Here is a 17126-nt window from a genome sequence, read left to right on the forward strand (position 1 = left end):
CACAAAAAAAACGGGCATTTCTGCCCGCTAGATGAAAACGGCAAGTCACGTAGTCAGCTTCCAAAGCAGAACGATCTGCCGGTGAAGTTGTCTATTTTTGTGGCTACGGAGTACAAACGCTTCGCGATGATGAGCCACGGTCTGTAAAATGCGCCACCGGTTAGCTATGCCGTGCGTCGGTTAAAACGGATCTACCCGCTTATCGCCTAGGACTGTCTTAATTATATCATAATCTATTGGTTATTGATACTATACGTCTGCTGCGAACAAGCCACGTAGCTGCTGGATCATGCTGACCACTGAATACGGTGGTTCTTGACTCGCCGTGCTGACCTCACCCCGGTTTTGATACCAGAATTCGGTCATCATCGCCACGGCGACGTTGAACTGTGAGTATTCTTCCATCTTGGCAATGTCTGCGGTGCTGTCTACCGCATTGTGGACGTAGTCTTGAGCGGCTGTAATGTAGTTTTGAATGAGTGTGTCGTCAGTATCAGTCTGCACACGCAGGCTATTTTTAATGTCATCAGTAGTGACAGTCATGTGCTCATCTCCTATATAAAAATAGGGCGTACCCCAAGGTACACCCCAGACTGTTTCATTAAGCTGCTGGCTTGGTTACCGGTGTGATGTCAACAATTCGAGCAGCGTCTGGATCAACCACTTCATAGTCGTTGCGGATCACGACTGCCAAGCCTTGACTATAACTGTCGAACCGTTCCCACTGGGTGTTGACTTCGTTCTTCTGGGCTAAGAAAATTGCTTGAGAAAAGTCTCCGATGATGATCCGATAGGTGCCCGCCTTAACGGTTGGCAATACCTTATTCGCGATGACAATCACCGGTGCACCGAACAGCTGCTTGCCAGATGGTGCCGTGATAGAGGGTTGAAGCAGGTAGCGACCTTCGCTGTCCTTGAGGGTGTCAAGGTAGTTGTAGGCGTCCTGATTAACGATCACAGACAGGGACAGCGCCGGGTCCAGTTCGATGTTGAACGTCTGCTTGATGTCGTCTAAGCCGGTACCGGTGATGTGCTTGAAGTTATCGTTGGTGCCCGTCTTGCCAGTCAAAACACTGATAATGTTGCTATTGTCCGTGTTTTGTACCAGCTTCTTGAGTTGGTTCTTAACCTCGGCAACAATATCAACTTCACTGTCTTCTACCAGTTCATTAGACAGATAAATCTTGCCAGCACGGGTAGCAACCTTGTAGTCAACACCACGGAATAGGGTTGCATCGATCTCTGGCACGTCTGCGAGTTCTGCCTTTGTGGCTAAGACACCATTGTTGGTAAGGGCGATAGGGTAGGTGCCGACTGGGGTGCCGACCTGTTTAACAGTGACGTATTTAGCCAGATCGTAATCAGATTCTTTTAGATCGAATACGTCATTGATAACTTCTTGAGGAACGACTGCACCAGCGGTGGTCGTGGTCAAGCCGTCACGTTGTTCACCCATGCTGCGGATGTAGTCTTCGTAAGCGCGGGATTCGGTATGCTCTTTGTTGTCGATAATTGTTTTTTCGGTCATGGTTTTATCTCCTTTTTCTGGTTGTTCAGTATTAGTTTTTAGCCACTCAGTGTAGCTGCGTTTGTCCACTTGGACGTTGGTATCGTCATACGCTGGAATAGCTACCAGTGAGACGTCAAACAGGCTCTTGACTTGCTTGATGGTACGGATCACTTGGCCACTGTCGTCCTTAGTGAACGTGTCACCATCGGGTGCTGCGTTGAAAGTGAAGCTCATGGCTGACAGGTTTCCAGCTTGGACATTCGTGTACGCATCGTTGGCGGTGGTGGTGTCGGGGAGAGTAGCTTCAAAGTGAAGTCCCTTGTCGTCTACGTCAAGTTGTAGGGTGCCGGCTTTAGTGCTGGCGAGGACCTTGCTAAAATCGTGATCAGATACCAGATAGACGTCTGACAGATCCACGCCATCGAAGGCACTAGGATCGACGACTTCCTTAAAACCACCTAGATCCTTGCTTGGACTATTGAAGACTACGGCATAGCCGGTGAGCTTCTTGGGTGTATCATTTGGTGCGGTGCTTGGATCCTTTTGGTCTTGGCTGTCGTCTGCTGTGGTAGGTTCGGCGGCAGTTAGATCAGCGTCAGGGTTCAGGCGCTTTTCTGCGTCATCATTGTTCATTTGACGCACTTCCTTTCTGCTTGTCTTGGTAAGTGATGAGGTTGCTTAGCGGCGTATAGTTCAGGCTGGCCATGATCTCATCACCACCGGGAATTGGGGGTAAGTTTAACTTAGCGCGTGCTTCATTGGTGGTCAGCAGTCCGCCTTGCAGCCCCTTAACGGCTAGTTCTTGCATCGTCGTGGGGTCAGCACTGAATAGCTTGTCTGTGTTGAAACTAAACCGGTTGTCACCCGTTGACAGCTTGGCGTCCATCTCGCTAGTGAAACAGGTGAAGTATTGCACCAGCGTGTTTTGCAGGTAGACTAGGTTTGATTGCACGGCGTTAGAGTGCTCGCTCTCAATACCTAATCGATCTAGTGGTAAGCCGAACGCCTTGGCGATCTGCGCTGTGGTCCAGTCGCTGGAATTGACTAGATTCAGCACGTCAGTATTAACTTCGAGTTGCTTGTAGTCCATATCATTGTCGAGAATGATGGTCTTGAGGGCATTGTCACCGCTGTTAGCAGCCTCAAACTTCGATCGGATATTCTCCTTGGCCTTGGCATCGAGCTGTGACTTGTTCACCTTGAGTATGCCAGTCCCTTGGACACCGGTATCGAAGAAGCCTTTGAGCAGCTTGTGCCCCGCATGTTGCACCCGAACTTCATCATGCAAGCTGTAAAGAGGCGATATGCCCTTGCATCCGTCTTGTGTGAAGCACTTGAAGTGCAATACCTCGCTGGCACTTAAACGCTGTGAGCGGCCATTCTGGGGCGTATACGTGTAGCTGATAATGCCGGTCGTATCGTCTTGCTTGACCACCATTTGGCTGTTTGGAACAAACTCGAAGCCGGTGACTTGTCCGCTTGGGTTCTTAGTAACGCGTGCGAAGCTATTACCATTCAGTAGCATGTTGGCCACTAGGGCAAACTTGAACGACCATGCTGTCATGTGATCGTTAGGGGCCTTGTTGAGTAACCCGCTGATGCGCTTGTCATTGTATTCAATCGGGTTAGTCGCGAGGTCGCTGGCAATCACGCGCACTGCCGTAAATACGTCCGAGTTTTGCAAAGCATGAACGCCCACATAAACGCCGCTGTCGTTGCTCGTCATGCTTACAAGGGCATCTAGGAACGGTTCGCTATTGTCATCGCGAGGTTGTGTTGTGTCATTCGTGAAAAAGCTCATTGTTTCACCTCCCTTTGTTGAAGTTGATGATGACTGCGATGGAGATCAGGGCTGCGCCGATTGCTACCATGCCAACGCCACACCCGAACAGCCACCAGATACCAGTGACGATACAGATCATGCCTAGCAGTAATAGCACGGTCTGTGCGTTAAAAGCTGAAGTCATCGCCCGAATAAAAGTCATTGTCCGCTACCTCGCTTTCTTTGTTTTGGTCCATGGCAATGGTGTAAGCATTCATCAAAGCCGCTATGGGATCGATCCGTGTCGCATTGTGCGCCTTGTCGATGATCGGGTTGTTGTTGGCGTCATACTTTAGAATGGCGTTGTTCACCGCATAGGCTAGTAGTTGGTTGTCGGCATGCTTGAGTAGGCCGTTAAAGAGATCATCACGGAACCGCACAGTCGGTATTGACAGTGTGCGCTGGCCTTGGCGTACCTCAACCATTGGTAAGTCTCGTTTCTCAAACTCTGGCAGTAGGTAGCCGAACGACCACGGATCGTAACAGATGGCGCGCACATTCCAGTGGTTCCGCTCGATCATGTCGAGAATGAAGCGTAGCACCTCGTCATAGTCGATCATGCCGCTGTCGAGTTTGGTAATGCTACACTCGCCGCGACTGGCGCCACTGATGTAATCGAACCCGTCACGCTTGATCTTCTCTTCCAGTCCGTACTTCGTTCCCACGAATGAATGGCTGTCAGCATACAGGTAGCTGTCTTCGGGAACCAGCCACGAGATGCTGGTCAGGTCGCTAGACTTAGAGAGGTCCAGCCCGATATACACATCCTTGCCTCTAGTGTCTGGTGGCTCGATAGTGGCTTTCTCCCAGTCGTCAAGACTGATGTAACTGTCTGCTCTAGCTGATTGCCACATGTTGAAGTTCTTGACTAGAATTGGCCGCAGGGTTCCTTGCTTGGCTGCTAGATCAACATCAGCCTGCAAGCTAGGCCGCATTGTCTTCGCTCTTTCAGCATTAGCCAGTAGTGGATTGGACTTCTCCCAAGTCTCTGGCGCAAAGGCTTCATCCTTGCTATCCTGCTCAAAAATGGCAATAAAATACCGATCAGCTTGTTCGCGACCGGTTAAGATTTTGGAGACGAATTTATATTCTTTATACATAGGACCATTCAGGTTTGGCCCCGTGGTCGAGATGACGGCCAGTAAACTGTTGTCACTGTTGATCTGGCCGGATTTGAGTGTTCGCATAATCTCATCATTACGAGCTAAGGCGAACTCATCAATAATAGCCAAGTCACTTTGATAACCATCTAGGCTGTGCAGATCAGACGCAAGCGGCACGGCTCGGCTGTTGCTCGGCAAGTCGATGATCTCGTTGCGGTTGATCTTCAAACGTTCTCTCACAGAGGTAGAAACTTTCCAAACTTGACGTAAGCCGCTAGACAACATATCGAATGCTAAGTGTGCTTGGGCGTTGCTGTTGGCCGTATAAACGATTTCTCGGTTCATGGCGGGCTTGTTCTCCATGAGGAGATACAACGCACCTAGATCAGCCATCAGGAAGCTCTTACCATTCTTGCGTGCCATGCTAATGTAGGCTCGATCATACCGGCGGTTGCCAGTTTCCTTATCACGCCAGCCGAACAGCTCTGAAATCAACCACTTCTGAAACAGCTCTAACTTGAGTGGTGACCCATCACGTGCCGGCATCAGTTCGATGAATTCAATGGCTTTGTTGGCAAAGTCCTCATCGAAGTAATACGGCCATGGGTTCTTCTTGCGCTTGCTGGCTTTCAGGTCCCGCCGATAACGTCTTGCAGCTTGCTTGATTTTCTTGCCGGCCACGATATCGCCGCTTAGTACCTTGTCGGTATATTCAGTCGCATAGTTCATTGGGCTATCAACTCCGCGAACGGGTCGTCAGGCTTCTTCTTAGTCTCGCTCTTAACCGCTAACTTAGCCCGGCTGTAGACTGACAAGCCAAGCAAGTCATCAATACGGATCATCTGATTAGTGGCGTCCAGTTTCATCTTCACGGCCGGGTTGGCTTTCACGCTATCAGTGGTTTCAACCGTCATGCCTTGCTCTTTTACAAGCTCGGCTGCTTTCTGAATGTCAGAATAGGCTTGGCAGTGACTGGCAATCAGGGCAGCGTCCAGTTCGCTCACTGGAATGTCCTTTTTGAGTAACGGCACAATACGTTGCCACTCGGTCACGGCATAGTCATCAAGCCATGCAGGGGGCTGTTCAACCAATTCTTGATAGGTAAATAATGCTTCTTCCATGTCACGCCGATCGGCGAGCTTCTTCTTGCTCATCGTGCCACGCATTTGGGTAATGGATTTAAGCGGTGCGCCCATTGCTATCGCGTCCTTTCTTTATAATTCTGATTAGACTTATCTAATCTAATTATAACACGAATTTTCTAGTTTACATAATTAATTACGGTAATCACTGATTTTCAATATTTAAACTGGGATGCTTGGTCCCCATGATTATATGACCTAGCCCCCATAACTAGATGGGGATAGCGTGCGGCGTCTTCGACTTTCGTCTTCACGCCATGGCAAGCGTTGCACAGGCTTTGTAGGTTGCTCTCGTCGAAGCGTCGGCTCCAGTCCACACGTATCGGTACAATATGATCTACGACGTCAGCTTGCACGTATAAGCCGTTGGCCTTGCATCGTTCACACAGCGGATGTGCAAGACGATAGGAATACGACAGCTTGCGCCACGCTTTGGACTTGTAGAACTTAAAGTAACGACCACCGATTGCTTTGCGATATGCATAGCGTTCATTGTCGGACGCTCGTGGTTCTGGCTGGTGCTTATCACAGTACCGTTGATTGAACGGCACCATGGTGTTGCAACCAGCATGGTTACATAGCTTCATAATCATGACAACACGCCTGCCTTTTCGGGTTCAGGCTTATCGTCGCGATAGTAAAGCTGAACGGTTATCATATTATCTGGCGCAGAGAATACCCGAATGAATCCGACTTGCCACCTGTGTAGCACCATGAACTTGTCGATGATACCGTTTAGTTCTCCTTGATGCGCAGTATATTCAAATAGTTTCATCGTTCTAAGCTCCTTTGGTTGTCTTCTTGAGTGTCACAACATCGAATGCATTAGGATCATCATCATAGGCAATGGACTGAATATCATATACAGTGCCAGCCAGCCTCACCAGCATACTATCGTTAAGAGTGTCTGTGTGCCGCACAACAATGGCTATGGTGTCCGCTAGGTCTGTGCCCGTAATCTGGTAGGTCTGTGTAACAGTGCGGTTATATGAACCATAGAACAGCGTGCCAGTCGGCTCAAATGTAGAGATGTTAATACCTGCACCAGTCCTGCGACTAACTGTCTTACCGATTTCAGCCACCTTGTTCAGCCGGGCGATTGAATACTTCTTCATATCGTTACCCCCTTAGTCCCATCGTTCATCGTCGGCCCAGTCGGTCGTGGCGTGCTTCTTTAAGTCTGCAATGGCTTGCTTTACCAGGACGTTGGCACTGCTGGCGTTGCTGTCCTGCGATCCATACAGCAAGCGGGTGACCGTTTCCAGTGTCTGGATAACCTTGTTCGTGCTCTGCTTTGAAATGCGGTTGTAATTGTGCTGCGTCATTATTTTGGTTCCTTTCTTCGTTGTGGTACCTACCCATCTGCCTACCGGGGTTAGCCCTTGCGGCTCTAAGGCTGGGGGTGCTTTAGTAGGACGGTAGGCAGCTTTTACCATATACCCCAGATAAATGTCATGAACACATTGCCTATTTTGTTCATGAACTTTTCTATGCTCATTGGTTTAACGTGCCTACTTGCCTACCAAAGTGGGTTAAACTCTTGCGCCCCTAAGGGCAAACACGGTAGGCAAAACGGTAGGACGCGGGTAGGCTAAATCTTTATATATCCGCTGGTATTGAAGGCTCCCAGTTTGAGGTGTCGCCGTGGCTCCCACCCTGGCATTGTGTCCATGATTTCCCGCAGCTTGGCTTTAAGTCGGCCATACTGCGCCGTGCCGTCTTTGGTGTGGTCAAGGTTGAACCCGATATCTAGCAGCCACGGGATTGAAATGCGATCTAGCTTAATCGTGGCGCCGTTGTCTTCGTCAGGCCGACCGTCAAGCAGTAACCCCACACGGGTGCGCTGTGTGGCTCTGTCTGCCTTCCACCAGCCGGTGGGGTACTCTGCACCTAAAATCAGCTTCACACGCTCCGCCGTGTCGTCTACGGCCTCGAACGCGGCCTTTGCTTCGTCAATCATGGCTTGTTCTTCTGGCGCTGTGACTAACTTGGCCCGATCGTCGCCGTCCTTGAAGCGTGCCACCGCCTCGCCCAGTACCATGTCGATATCGGCGGGGGTTAGCTGCTTCACTGGTCGGGCAATCTCGCCGACACCGCACGTAATGACGTTGAAGCGACGCGATCCAGTGGCGTCTTTGAGAATGCTACGTTCGTTGGTGGTGCCTGCCAGCACGAAGCGGCGGGGGAACTTTTCCAGATTAGGCTTGTACGGTAGGCGCACTTCGTCGGCTTGGCGTGTAATGAACGACTTAACCACGGCGAAGCTGTTAGTCTTGTGATCGGTGATAACGGCCAGCTCATCGTCGTTGACAAGCAACTTCTGGGCGACGATCTGAATAGCGTCTTTGCTCTTCATATCCAGTAGCGCGTCAGTATAATAGTCGCCGCCGATCTTACTAAGTAGCCACGTCTTACCGATCCCTTGCTTTTGACTGTATAGAATCGTCATGAAGTCGAACTTAGTGCCCGGATCATACGCCCGCGCGATCAGCCCAGCGAAGAACAACCGTGTCATTAGTACCGTGGTGGGGGTGTCGGCGGCGCCTAGCGTCTCAATAAAGAAGCGATCGAGCACGGGCTTGCTGCCAGCGTCGCGCCAGGCGGCTTCTGCTCCGTCCATGCGATCCACTACCGGGTTAAATCGGTGCAGACGTGCAGAATACAGCATTGCTTTGGTGGTGATATCACTGGAAAAATTGACCGCCCAGGCGTCGTCGATAAGCAGTTGAAGCTGCCCGGTTAGCGTTGAATCGGCGACGCCTTCATCGGCTTGTAAGGTGGCGTTGTCCGTCACCATATTGTTATCTGTCACCATCACGTCACCGGTGAAGTCGTTGTAAGCTAACTTGTCGGCGAAAGTGGGGTCGTTGGTTAGAATCAGTGTGGCATTCAAGGGGCTGTTTGGCTCAATATCGCCACTATTTTTCTTGTAGTGCAGTTTCTGCGCCCAGACTTCACTTTGGACGTCTTTGTTATAATCGGCGAAAAGTGCATTCGCCTGCTTTCCGTACCCGGCTTTATCGACGGGCGGGACGACTTGAAGCAAGTCTGCTTGCGTTGGCGTTGTTCTTCGCCTCCATTCGTTTCTTGACGCTTAGGAATAGTCCATTAAGTTCGTGCGGCGGCAGCGGCGGCCGGTTGCGATCGTTTAGGTCGTTAGCGAACCTGGTAATGGTTGCTGCAACGACGTGCTGGTCGGTTAGGAATGACACGAAATTAAACATTGTGTAGTTCCTTGCCATGCGCTTGTCGCCCGTTTGCGTGTAGCCGATTGTTGCACCTTCGTCGGCGCCGTCGATCATCGTGGTAAACATGTCAGCCCAGTATTTCCGTTGCCGAAAGTTGCCGTCTACTACGTTGCTAGGCTTGCGCCGATCGGGTGGGGTGATCTGAATGCTGTCGAAGTAGTCAAGCCAACGGAATTTTTCCGCTTCGGTCATGCCGATATTCGTAAAGAAGCGGCTCACGTCTTTGTAGTCTGACTTCTTGGCAGTACCTTGTGCGATCCGATCCAAGGAAAAGCCTAGGGGCGTCTTGTGCCGTGGTGCTTGGTATGTGGCAGTTGGTTTTGTCAGTGTGGCAGCAGTATCGTCGTGATTCATCAGAATGGCTTTGAGCTGGTCACTAACGACAAGCGGGTCGCCGTCGTGTACACGGATCAGGTCGGTGGCGTTGTGCTCCGTCTGCACTGGTAAAAAGAAAACCTGTCCCCACGGCGTTGAAGCCTCGTCCAGTTCAGCCCCTAACACGCGCGCCAGGGCGTTCATTAAGGCTTGGTACTCTGCTGGCCGTGTTACCATGCGATCAAGCGGCACCAGAAGCCTGTACCGCACGTTGTCGGGGCGATAACTGAATGTCTTATATAGGACGTACCCGATCCGCCGGGGGTCAAGTTTGCCCGCTACGGCCTCTAAGAACTTGTCTTCATCTGCGATCCGGTCGAAGTCCAGCGGCAGAACGTCGCGCCCCACGGTGTTACGATTGCCGTGGCAGCTATTTGGAATCATCTCGCCGCCGACAGCGCCATTTAAGACGTACTGCTTTTTGTGATCTTTATCGTCCTTATCCGTGGCAGCCGCGACTTGTAGAGGGTGAAACGTCCTGAAGTAGGTTAGGTAGTCGGTAGGAATGTCAATCTGCCGCATTGGTGCTTTACTTTTGACGTGGCCCACATATAATGATGGCATCTTAGTCACCGCCTTTCTTCATACCAGCTTCTAGCAACCGACGGCTGTCGATGATCTTATCCATCATGCAGCTAAGTAAAGCTTCGCACGTACCACTTGAACGCGTCACTTCTAAGAGCACGAGTCCTTCATCTTTTTTGTTAATATCCATCATAAATTGCCTCCATTTTCCTTGACAAAAACATCTAATAGAAGCAAGCTAAAAGTCGATATAGATTTTTTCGCTTGTCTTCTTCTCGTCTTGAGCTGCAACTCTTGGCGATTTTTTTGTGGCCTCAATTAGTGAGCGCTTTTCGGCTTTTTGAGCTTGCCAATACCGATCACACTCGGCATCGGCTTGCACGTAGTCTCGCCACTGAAATCCGAACCTTGTGCTAACCATTTTTGCCATGACGATCGTCCTCCGAGAATTGAAAATAAGCGCCGCAGACAGCCCCAATCAGGAACGCCATGCAGAGTGCCGGGACGGTGAGCGGGTGGCTTAGTAGCCACGTAATTAGATTGGTCATTATGATCATCGTCATCACCTCACATATAAGCGTTTAAGAATTCATCATCAACGTTCTGGCCGATTTGATCGAAGATTGTTTCGGCTAAACTCTTCGCATATTCGGTTGATGAAACTTGAGTAGTATACATACCGTTTTTGTACACGGTATCGATCTGGTAAGTCTTTGATTCGTCCAGTTCACGGATTGTATTCGCAAGTTCAGCGATGAAGCCTAGTGTTTTTCTGTTAAATGTCATGATGTTGTTCCTTTCTGTGCTTTGTGCCTGTCATAAGTTGCTTACAATTTTCCGCCTGCCCAGCAGTCTAAACTTCCCTTGATGCCATGAACTTGATAAGCTGCGCCTTGCTGATACGCTTGGCCGTGCCGATGAACGTCACCTTAACGTCGCCTTGGTTAATCAGCTTCGTTAGGGTGCCGCGGCTGATACCTAAGAAGTCGGCCGCCTGCCCCAAGTTCAAGAAGTCGGGTGCGTCGGTCTGGGCCTTCGGCTGCGCGTGCATCATCTCTGCGACGGTCTGGCGTACTTCGCTATGGATCAGTTCGGTCAGTTCTGCCGGTAGTGTAATAGTTGCCTGTGCTTGCATGTGGATCACCTCCTTCGATTTGTAAACCATTGTCTACATCTGATTTAAAAATTGATGTAGCCTTTCGTCTACATCAATATTAAACCACGCGTACGAATGGGTGTCAATGATTTTTGTATACTTTTGTCTACCGGTGTAATACAATGGCTTTGGGAGGGAGATGAAACGCTATGTCCATAGGCGATAATATCAGGCAGCTTAGAAAATCTCGTGGGTACAATCAGGAGAAATTCGCCAAAATAATCGGTGTCTCACGTCCTTATTTAAGTGAGCTTGAGCACGACAAACGCAATCTGGGAACTGCGACGTTACGGAATTTGGCTAAGAAGATGAACGTTTCAATGTTGTATCTTATGGAGGGAAGTCAATATGATACTTCTGAACTTCCCCCAGAGACCGCTAAGCAACTTTCAGAACTTGAATCCCAGTGGTTTGATGATGGTCAAAAAGGCGCCGAACAACGTGTTGTTGAATTCGTTAGAGATCCTGACTATAAAGACACGCCTTTTCGTTTTGAAACGCTAACTGCAATGTCTAGCCTCGTCGAATATGCATACCGGAATAAAGAGCCGGGTTTAACTGACCATACGAAAAAGCTTAGAGCGATGGCGAACCTTCTGGATAATGTCAATAAAATGCTGGCTGACCCGGCTATGAGAACTGAAGAGTCTCTTCAAGAAACTAAAAATTTCATAGACCTGATCACTACGCCTGCTTCAGAGATTACATCTGACTGATTCACGGAAATTCAATCATTTCCGTTTCTCCATATCGCACCGCCTGCCCAGCGTGACGGATAGGAGAAGAATATGGCATCAATTACACGTTACAAGTTGAAATCTGGCGGCACTGCTTGGAAATTTCAGGCATACACCGCATCAGATCCGAAGACAGGCAAGCGACACAAGGTTACTCGTCAGGGGTTTGCCACCAAATCTGAAGCAAAAATAAAAGCCGCGCGGTTTGAAGAAAACCAACGGCGGCACGGATTTAGTGAATCAAACCGGTTAACATTTCAGGAGGTGTATAATTCGTGGTTTGAACAATATAAAAATACGGTCAGGGAATCGACATGGGTCAAAACACGGGATAATTTCAGGCTCCATATCTTGCCTAGATTCGGGGATAAGATACTTTCAAAGATAACCCCGTTAGACTGTCAGACAGCAATCAATGAGTGGTTCGCTGCTGGCTTTGCGAAGTACCGTCAGTTCTTAGGCATGGTGTCACGCATATTCAAGTACGCGATAAGAATGGATATTGCATATAGCAATCCAACTGTAAAAGTCATTGTGCCGGTGGATCGAGAGAAGCCAGCAACCACGATGAAGGATAATTACTACGCGTTAGACGAATTGAAGACGTTCTTTGAAGCAGCCACTGAATTCAACAACCCAAAGGCATATACGTTGTTTAGGCTACTTGCTTTTACTGGTATGCGACGGGGTGAAGCACTGGCGTTAAGGTGGTCTGATGTTGATTTTTCGGCTGGTACGATCACAGTCAATAAAACCGTCACAGAAGGCGACGGATATAGGCTAATGGTTAACTCACCAAAGACGTACGCCAGCAACAGGAATGTGAGTGTTGACCCTAAGACAATCAGCATTTTACAGCGCCGCCAGTGGGAACAGCGGCAAGAACTATTTGCTGTAGGTATGAGGCCAAGGGGCGCGAATCAGTTGATTTTTACGTCAGATACCAATGATCTATTGCAGCTAACGTATCCGCAAAAATGGCTAGACTGGATCGTCAAGGCTCACAACAATAAACACCCCGACAATCCGCTGAAACGGATAACCGTTCATGGGTTCAGACACACATACGCCACTTTGGCGCATGCGGGCAATATCGAGGCTAAAGAAGTTCAGGCTCAACTTGGACACAAGCGCCTTGCAACCACCATGGACATTTACACGTCGGTCACCGATGAATCTAAGTCAAAAATTGCGTCTAAGTTTGCTCGTTACGTCAACTTATAGAGTGGAAATAGAGTGGCGAAAGAAATTGCACAAGCAAGAATGCCGGCAAATCAACAGCCAATGAGCACCATGTGAAGGTAGTTCTGTTCCCTATCTACCCAATTAAAGGTTTTCATGGGCTGTCACCGGTGTTCAAAATGCCGGTATGACGGCTTTTTTAGTCCTCTGATTTTCACCGACTCACACCGATTTAATTTATTTTGGAAAGGTTTGGAAAGACCCAAGAATTTTTGACTAAAATCTCTTCCAATTTCAAACTATAAAACCGACTAAGACAATGCTGGACAGGCTGGAGTCTATTTCTTAAGTTGCGCTGCTCAATTTGAGGAGTGCTTTTTTACTGCTTTTTGCTAGGGGTATCTGGTGACGTGAATCGGCCACGAATCACTTTCGATATTGTGAATATTGCCGCGTTAACGCGGTATAATCAATGTCAAAAGGGGGTCTTTTGAATGCGTTATACTTGTTCAGATCTTGGTGCCAACCAGATGCTTGATTTAGCCGCTGCCATTGCACGCTTACCCGAACAACTCCGCCCCGGCCATGTCGGCCGCATCGTCGCTGAAACGACGGATGCTGACCCGCTGCCGGCCGTGGCGATCGATTATCAAGTCAGCCCTACTGGGGTGATCGAATTGGATTATGCGTTTTCTGCCAACATCGACCCTGCAGAACGTCACGCTTGGGAAAAAGCCCTGTCCCCTTATCTCAACGCGTGACCGTTGACACGCCTGATGGGGTGGCGTAACGTGAAAATTAAATGAGGAAATGCTCATTCGGCTTAATAAGGGGGAGCTTCAGATATGGCAACTATTTATATGAACTGTACATTATGGCATGGTGACGACCAAGCGGCCCAAGCCAATGCTTGGTTTGCGGTGGCAGACGGCAAGATCACGGCGACGGGAACTGGCAAAGCAGCCCAACAGCCTGGCGATACCATTGTTGATCTAGGCGGCCAATTCGTCATGCCTGGGTTGATGAATGCCCATGTTCATCTATCGATGGATCCCTATGGTGCGACCATGACCAATCAAAGTGAAACCGCGGTGGCGCTGCGGGCAGTGCAAAATCTGCGGCTTTTGCTGCACGCTGGTGTTACCACTGTCCGCGATTGCGGCTGCCCCTTTAATACCGACATCAAGCTCAAAGCCTTACGGCCGACGCTTGGCGAGCCGCTGCCAGACATCGTCGCTTCTGGCCGGCCAATGTCGATGACTGGCGGCCATGGCGATTTTGTTGAAGGCGACAACGGGGAAACTAATATGTCGTATCTCGTGGATTCACCAGACGAAATGCGCAAAGCCGTGCGGACCGCCTTTAAGATCGGTGCGGACAACATCAAGGTGATGGCCACCGGCGGCGTCATGTCGCCTAATGATCAAATCGATGACACCGCTTTGACCGTTGCAGAAATGCAAGTTGCCACAACCGAAGCGCACAATAAACACCGCACCGTCGCTGCCCATGCCCAAGGCCACAAAGGCATCCAAAACGCTTTAGATGCCGGGGTCGATTCCATCGAACACGGCATCTATGTCGATTCCGATCAAGTCGCTTACATGGCAGCCCATGACATCTACTTGGTGCCCACGTTAAATGCCCCAGTCGCCATCAGCCGCTATGGCCGGGAAACCTTGCCAGATTATATGAGCCGCAAAAATGATCAAGTCAAAGACGACTTTTTCACCCACTTGCGGATGGTCTTTCAGTCCCCGGTCAAAGTCGTGGTGGGTACCGATGGCGGCACCCCATTCAACTCATTTGACAAAGGCACCGCCGAAGAAATGGCCTTATGGGTCGACGAATGCGGCGCCACCCCGCGCCAAGCCCTGCTTGGCGCAACCAAATACGCCAGTGAACTATTGCGTCAAACTGACCGCGGCAGCTTAACTGCCGGTCAAGCCGCCGACTTTATCGTGCTTAAAGCCGACCCGTTTCAAGACATCCATGCTGTCGCTCAAGTCGACAAAGGCGTCTTCAAAAACGGGCAGCAAATTCAGTGATTATTCAACAATAAAGGAGTAAATATATGGCCAAACAGACATTACGCCCTTGGGGGATCTTAGCGACTGTCGCTGGTGGGGTCACGCTGGTGGCCGGCGCCCTCAGCTTGACCAGCGGCATCTTAGTTTTGATCAACACCAAAGCCAAGTAGCTCACCCAATGTTTCCAGAAGACCAAAAAACCAGCGCCCCAGTCTTGATGACTGAAGCGCTGGTTTTTTAGTGGTTAAGCTTTTGGTCCTGGTTCTGATGTGATCATCTCTAAGTCCCCGGTAAACTGCCAGGATTTGATCTGGTTGGGGATCAAGAAGTGCGTCCCTTTCTTGATGGCAAATGCTTTGCCATCAGCGATGAATTCGCCGCTGCCGGCAAGCACGGAAACCAGCGTATAAGGGGCTTGAGCTTGTTGCTGGAGCTTGCCGTTCAATTGGATCCGCTGCACGGCAAAAAATGGCGAGATCGGCGGCTGGACGTATGTCGTGATCGTGGCATCATCTGCTTGTTCAGTTTGGATATCGAGTTTTGGATCCACATTCGGCACGTTGGTCGTGTCGATACTTTGCTGCAGATGCAACTCGCGTTTGTGGCCTTGCGCATCGGTACGATCATAATCATACAAGCGATAAGTCGTATCGGAGCTTTGCTGGGTCTCAAGTACCATGATCCCCTTGTTCAGCGCATGGATCGTACCGCTGGGAACGTACACGAAATCGCCGGTTTTAACTGGCACCTTGCGCAACAAATGTTCCCAATCGCCACGGTGGATCATGTCAGCCAACTCCTGGCGCGTCTTGGCATGATGGCCATAAATCAAATAAGAGCCTGGTTCTGCAGAGATCACGTACCAGCATTCTGTCTTACCTAATTCACCTGGTCGTTCATGCGCTGCCGCATAAGCATCATCAGGATGCACTTGCACAGACAAACTGTCATTGGCATCTAAGATCTTAGTCAACAATGGGAAGACCTTCCCTTTTTGATGACCAAAATAAGCTTGATCTTCGGCCCATGCGCGATCCAAAGTTTTGCCTGCTAACGGGCCGTTTTCGATCTTGTTTGGGCCATTAGGGTGAGCGGAGATCGCCCATAATTCACCAATTTTACCATCCGGGATCTGGTAGCCAAATTCAGTTTCGAGCTTGCGGCCACCCCAGATCTTTTGATGAAACACCGGTGCTAAGAATAATGGTTCCGTCATGACTTGCCTCCTCTTTTCATTGCGCTTTCATTTTACCACATCGTGTAAGTAGCGGCTGACGATCTCATCACGCCGCGGTAAAAAATCTGGATTCACCCGCGGATGGACCCGATTGCTCAACACGATCAAGGCTTGTTGCCGCTGCATCGACAAGAGCCAAAAGCCGCCGGTGTAGCCGGTATGATACAACCAGACCCCACCGTCAGGGTCGTGTCTGAGATCCCAGCCCAAACTGCGCCCGCCGGCATAATCTTGCGCCAACGCCGCAAACGCCTGTTGCGGCCAAGCGGCAGCGTTTCTTTGCCCAAACGCGTACTGTGTGAACTTGATCAGATCCGCCAGCGTAGCAAATAGCCCTGCCGATCCTGCATGCACGCCTAAGATCCGGGCTTTGGGATCATGCACGACCCCGCGCAACAACTCGCCATGTGCATATGTGGTCGGGACACAATCAGCAGGATCTGGGGTAAAAGTTGCCCCAGTCAACCCCAACGGTTGCAAAACGCGCGTCGTGATCAAGGTTTGGATCGCGTCGTCAAAGACGTTTTCCAGCGCCCAGCCGACTAATAACAAATTAAAGTCGCGATACAACACCGTTTTTGGGCCAGTCGGCGCCAATGTCGTGATCAAAGCCTGCCGCAAAGCCCGGGGAGCCAAGTCATCGCGATGCGGAATGTAGCCTTCAAGCCCGCTAGTATGCGTTAAGGCCTCGCGAAATGTCGTGGCCGGTTTAAATTCTGGCAGCCACTCGCGCAACGGCTGATCGATGGCGACTTGTTTAGTTGACAAAGCCTGTAAAAATACCATGGTGGTGCCAAGCACCTTGGTCAATGAAGCCAAGTCATAGACCATCCCTGGGCGCAATGGCATAACTGTCGGCTGCCACTGGCTAGCCCCAAATACCATAGTCGTCACACGCCGGCCATCCATTAACGCCGCACTCACACCAGGTACCACATGGTCTGACACCAGTTGGCGGAGGCGTTTTTCTGTCTGATTCAAATGGGTCAACTCCGATCTGTCGCCCATTTTACCACATGCTTTAGCCAGTCGCTCAGCATTGGACAACGAGCTGAAAAC

Annotated in this window: 23 protein-coding genes; 5 read left to right on the forward strand and 18 right to left on the reverse strand. The window is 50.1% G+C overall.

Annotation, left to right across the window (positions count from 1 at the left end; translation table 11 throughout):
- Positions 1-249: 249 nt before the first annotated feature.
- The 16 genes from EKM91_RS01790 to EKM91_RS01860 form a co-directional block, all read right to left on the reverse strand.
- Positions 250-543, reverse strand: coding sequence for a head-tail connector protein (locus tag EKM91_RS01790; protein WP_125748843.1), 294 nt, complete (start codon positions 541-543; stop codon positions 250-252).
- Between the two features lie 58 nt (positions 544-601).
- Complete coding sequence (locus EKM91_RS01795) at positions 602-2143, reverse strand: phage major capsid protein (protein WP_125748846.1); 1542 nt, start codon at positions 2141-2143, stop codon at positions 602-604.
- A complete protein-coding gene (locus tag EKM91_RS01800; RefSeq protein ID WP_125748849.1) occupies positions 2133-3311 on the reverse strand; it encodes a phage portal protein in 1179 nt (392 codons plus the stop codon). Before EKM91_RS01800 ends, EKM91_RS01795 begins: the two co-directional genes overlap by 11 nt.
- A 4-nt stretch (positions 3312-3315) precedes the next feature.
- Entirely contained in the window at positions 3316-3495 is a 180-nt protein-coding gene (locus tag EKM91_RS01805) for a hypothetical protein (RefSeq protein ID WP_125748853.1), read from the reverse strand.
- Complete coding sequence (locus EKM91_RS01810) at positions 3461-5164, reverse strand: terminase large subunit (protein ID WP_125748856.1); 1704 nt, start codon at positions 5162-5164, stop codon at positions 3461-3463. Before EKM91_RS01810 ends, EKM91_RS01805 begins: the two co-directional genes overlap by 35 nt.
- The gene (locus tag EKM91_RS01815; RefSeq protein WP_125748859.1) at positions 5161-5631 is read right to left on the reverse strand and encodes a phage terminase small subunit P27 family; all 471 of its coding nucleotides are present in this window, start codon (positions 5629-5631) and stop codon (positions 5161-5163) included. The genes EKM91_RS01810 and EKM91_RS01815 overlap by 4 nt, the downstream gene beginning before the upstream one ends.
- Positions 5632-5732: 101 nt before the next feature.
- A complete protein-coding gene (locus EKM91_RS01820; protein WP_125748861.1) occupies positions 5733-6170 on the reverse strand; it encodes an HNH endonuclease signature motif containing protein in 438 nt (145 codons plus the stop codon).
- Positions 6167-6352 (reverse strand): hypothetical protein, encoded by a 186-nt coding sequence (locus EKM91_RS01825; RefSeq protein WP_125748864.1) that lies wholly within the window; start codon positions 6350-6352, stop codon positions 6167-6169. Before EKM91_RS01825 ends, EKM91_RS01820 begins: the two co-directional genes overlap by 4 nt.
- 4 nt (positions 6353-6356) lie before the next feature.
- Positions 6357-6692, reverse strand: coding sequence for a phage head closure protein (locus EKM91_RS01830; RefSeq protein ID WP_125748867.1), 336 nt, complete (start codon positions 6690-6692; stop codon positions 6357-6359).
- A gap of 12 nt (positions 6693-6704) precedes the next feature.
- Positions 6705-6902: a hypothetical protein gene (locus EKM91_RS01835; protein ID WP_125748870.1), complete on the reverse strand. Its 198-nt coding sequence runs from the start codon at positions 6900-6902 to the stop codon at positions 6705-6707.
- Between the two features lie 266 nt (positions 6903-7168).
- Positions 7169-8623: a VapE domain-containing protein gene (locus EKM91_RS01840; RefSeq protein ID WP_125748873.1), complete on the reverse strand. Its 1455-nt coding sequence runs from the start codon at positions 8621-8623 to the stop codon at positions 7169-7171.
- Complete coding sequence (locus tag EKM91_RS01845; RefSeq protein ID WP_125748876.1) at positions 8595-9764, reverse strand: hypothetical protein; 1170 nt, start codon at positions 9762-9764, stop codon at positions 8595-8597. The genes EKM91_RS01840 and EKM91_RS01845 overlap by 29 nt, the downstream gene beginning before the upstream one ends.
- 1 nt (position 9765) lies before the next feature.
- Entirely contained in the window at positions 9766-9918 is a 153-nt protein-coding gene (locus tag EKM91_RS13760; RefSeq protein ID WP_164508414.1) for a hypothetical protein, read from the reverse strand.
- Between the two features lie 45 nt (positions 9919-9963).
- Entirely contained in the window at positions 9964-10155 is a 192-nt protein-coding gene (locus EKM91_RS01850; protein WP_125748879.1) for a hypothetical protein, read from the reverse strand.
- A gap of 137 nt (positions 10156-10292) precedes the next feature.
- Positions 10293-10511, reverse strand: coding sequence for a hypothetical protein (locus EKM91_RS01855; RefSeq protein WP_125748882.1), 219 nt, complete (start codon positions 10509-10511; stop codon positions 10293-10295).
- Between the two features lie 67 nt (positions 10512-10578).
- Positions 10579-10860, reverse strand: a complete 282-nt coding sequence (locus EKM91_RS01860) for a helix-turn-helix domain-containing protein (RefSeq protein ID WP_125748885.1) — start codon at positions 10858-10860, stop codon at positions 10579-10581.
- A 170-nt stretch (positions 10861-11030) separates the two neighbouring features.
- Between EKM91_RS01860 and EKM91_RS01865 the strand changes: the two genes are divergently transcribed.
- The 5 genes from EKM91_RS01865 to EKM91_RS14160 all read left to right on the forward strand — a co-directional run bounded on the left by EKM91_RS01865 (position 11031) and on the right by EKM91_RS14160 (position 15000).
- A complete protein-coding gene (locus EKM91_RS01865; RefSeq protein ID WP_125748888.1) occupies positions 11031-11597 on the forward strand; it encodes a helix-turn-helix domain-containing protein in 567 nt (188 codons plus the stop codon).
- A gap of 72 nt (positions 11598-11669) precedes the next feature.
- Positions 11670-12842, forward strand: a complete 1173-nt coding sequence (locus EKM91_RS01870) for a site-specific integrase (RefSeq protein ID WP_125748892.1) — start codon at positions 11670-11672, stop codon at positions 12840-12842.
- Positions 12843-13294: 452 nt separating this feature from the next.
- Positions 13295-13561, forward strand: coding sequence for a hypothetical protein (locus EKM91_RS01875; protein WP_125748895.1), 267 nt, complete (start codon positions 13295-13297; stop codon positions 13559-13561).
- Positions 13562-13645: 84 nt separating this feature from the next.
- Entirely contained in the window at positions 13646-14848 is a 1203-nt protein-coding gene (locus EKM91_RS01880) for a metal-dependent hydrolase family protein (protein ID WP_125748898.1), read from the forward strand.
- A 26-nt stretch (positions 14849-14874) separates the two neighbouring features.
- Positions 14875-15000: a hypothetical protein gene (locus EKM91_RS14160; protein WP_274379965.1), complete on the forward strand. Its 126-nt coding sequence runs from the start codon at positions 14875-14877 to the stop codon at positions 14998-15000.
- Positions 15001-15074: 74 nt separating this feature from the next.
- Here EKM91_RS14160 and manA read toward each other — a convergent pair whose 3' ends face one another.
- Together manA and EKM91_RS01890 are read right to left on the reverse strand one after the other, a co-directional pair.
- Positions 15075-16046: a mannose-6-phosphate isomerase, class I gene (manA, locus tag EKM91_RS01885; protein WP_125748901.1), complete on the reverse strand. Its 972-nt coding sequence runs from the start codon at positions 16044-16046 to the stop codon at positions 15075-15077.
- Positions 16047-16073: 27 nt separating this feature from the next.
- Complete coding sequence (locus tag EKM91_RS01890; RefSeq protein WP_125748904.1) at positions 16074-17075, reverse strand: serine hydrolase domain-containing protein; 1002 nt, start codon at positions 17073-17075, stop codon at positions 16074-16076.
- Positions 17076-17126 lie beyond the last annotated feature (51 nt).

The organism is Lacticaseibacillus baoqingensis, from assembly GCF_003946165.1.
Classification (GTDB): domain Bacteria; phylum Bacillota; class Bacilli; order Lactobacillales; family Lactobacillaceae; genus Lacticaseibacillus; species Lacticaseibacillus baoqingensis.

Coding starts and splice junctions, on each gene's coding strand:
- EKM91_RS13760 (WP_164508414.1), bottom strand. CDS start 9,918: ATGATGGATATTAACAAAAAAGATGAAGGACTCGTGCTCTTAGAAGTG.
- EKM91_RS01860 (WP_125748885.1), bottom strand. CDS start 10,860: ATGCAAGCACAGGCAACTATTACACTACCGGCAGAACTGACCGAACTG.
- EKM91_RS01880 (WP_125748898.1), top strand. CDS start 13,646: ATGGCAACTATTTATATGAACTGTACATTATGGCATGGTGACGACCAA.
- EKM91_RS01805 (WP_125748853.1), bottom strand. CDS start 3,495: ATGACTTTTATTCGGGCGATGACTTCAGCTTTTAACGCACAGACCGTG.
- EKM91_RS01850 (WP_125748879.1), bottom strand. CDS start 10,155: ATGGCAAAAATGGTTAGCACAAGGTTCGGATTTCAGTGGCGAGACTAC.
- EKM91_RS01855 (WP_125748882.1), bottom strand. CDS start 10,511: ATGACATTTAACAGAAAAACACTAGGCTTCATCGCTGAACTTGCGAAT.
- manA (WP_125748901.1), bottom strand. CDS start 16,046: ATGACGGAACCATTATTCTTAGCACCGGTGTTTCATCAAAAGATCTGG.
- EKM91_RS01890 (WP_125748904.1), bottom strand. CDS start 17,075: ATGGGCGACAGATCGGAGTTGACCCATTTGAATCAGACAGAAAAACGC.
- EKM91_RS01870 (WP_125748892.1), top strand. CDS start 11,670: ATGGCATCAATTACACGTTACAAGTTGAAATCTGGCGGCACTGCTTGG.
- EKM91_RS01830 (WP_125748867.1), bottom strand. CDS start 6,692: ATGAAGAAGTATTCAATCGCCCGGCTGAACAAGGTGGCTGAAATCGGT.
- EKM91_RS01795 (WP_125748846.1), bottom strand. CDS start 2,143: ATGAACAATGATGACGCAGAAAAGCGCCTGAACCCTGACGCTGATCTA.
- EKM91_RS01825 (WP_125748864.1), bottom strand. CDS start 6,352: ATGAAACTATTTGAATATACTGCGCATCAAGGAGAACTAAACGGTATC.
- EKM91_RS01815 (WP_125748859.1), bottom strand. CDS start 5,631: ATGGGCGCACCGCTTAAATCCATTACCCAAATGCGTGGCACGATGAGC.
- EKM91_RS01800 (WP_125748849.1), bottom strand. CDS start 3,311: ATGAGCTTTTTCACGAATGACACAACACAACCTCGCGATGACAATAGC.
- EKM91_RS01845 (WP_125748876.1), bottom strand. CDS start 9,764: ATGCCATCATTATATGTGGGCCACGTCAAAAGTAAAGCACCAATGCGG.
- EKM91_RS01790 (WP_125748843.1), bottom strand. CDS start 543: ATGACTGTCACTACTGATGACATTAAAAATAGCCTGCGTGTGCAGACT.
- EKM91_RS01875 (WP_125748895.1), top strand. CDS start 13,295: ATGCGTTATACTTGTTCAGATCTTGGTGCCAACCAGATGCTTGATTTA.
- EKM91_RS01810 (WP_125748856.1), bottom strand. CDS start 5,164: ATGAACTATGCGACTGAATATACCGACAAGGTACTAAGCGGCGATATC.
- EKM91_RS01820 (WP_125748861.1), bottom strand. CDS start 6,170: ATGATTATGAAGCTATGTAACCATGCTGGTTGCAACACCATGGTGCCG.
- EKM91_RS01865 (WP_125748888.1), top strand. CDS start 11,031: ATGTCCATAGGCGATAATATCAGGCAGCTTAGAAAATCTCGTGGGTAC.
- EKM91_RS14160 (WP_274379965.1), top strand. CDS start 14,875: ATGGCCAAACAGACATTACGCCCTTGGGGGATCTTAGCGACTGTCGCT.
- EKM91_RS01835 (WP_125748870.1), bottom strand. CDS start 6,902: ATGACGCAGCACAATTACAACCGCATTTCAAAGCAGAGCACGAACAAG.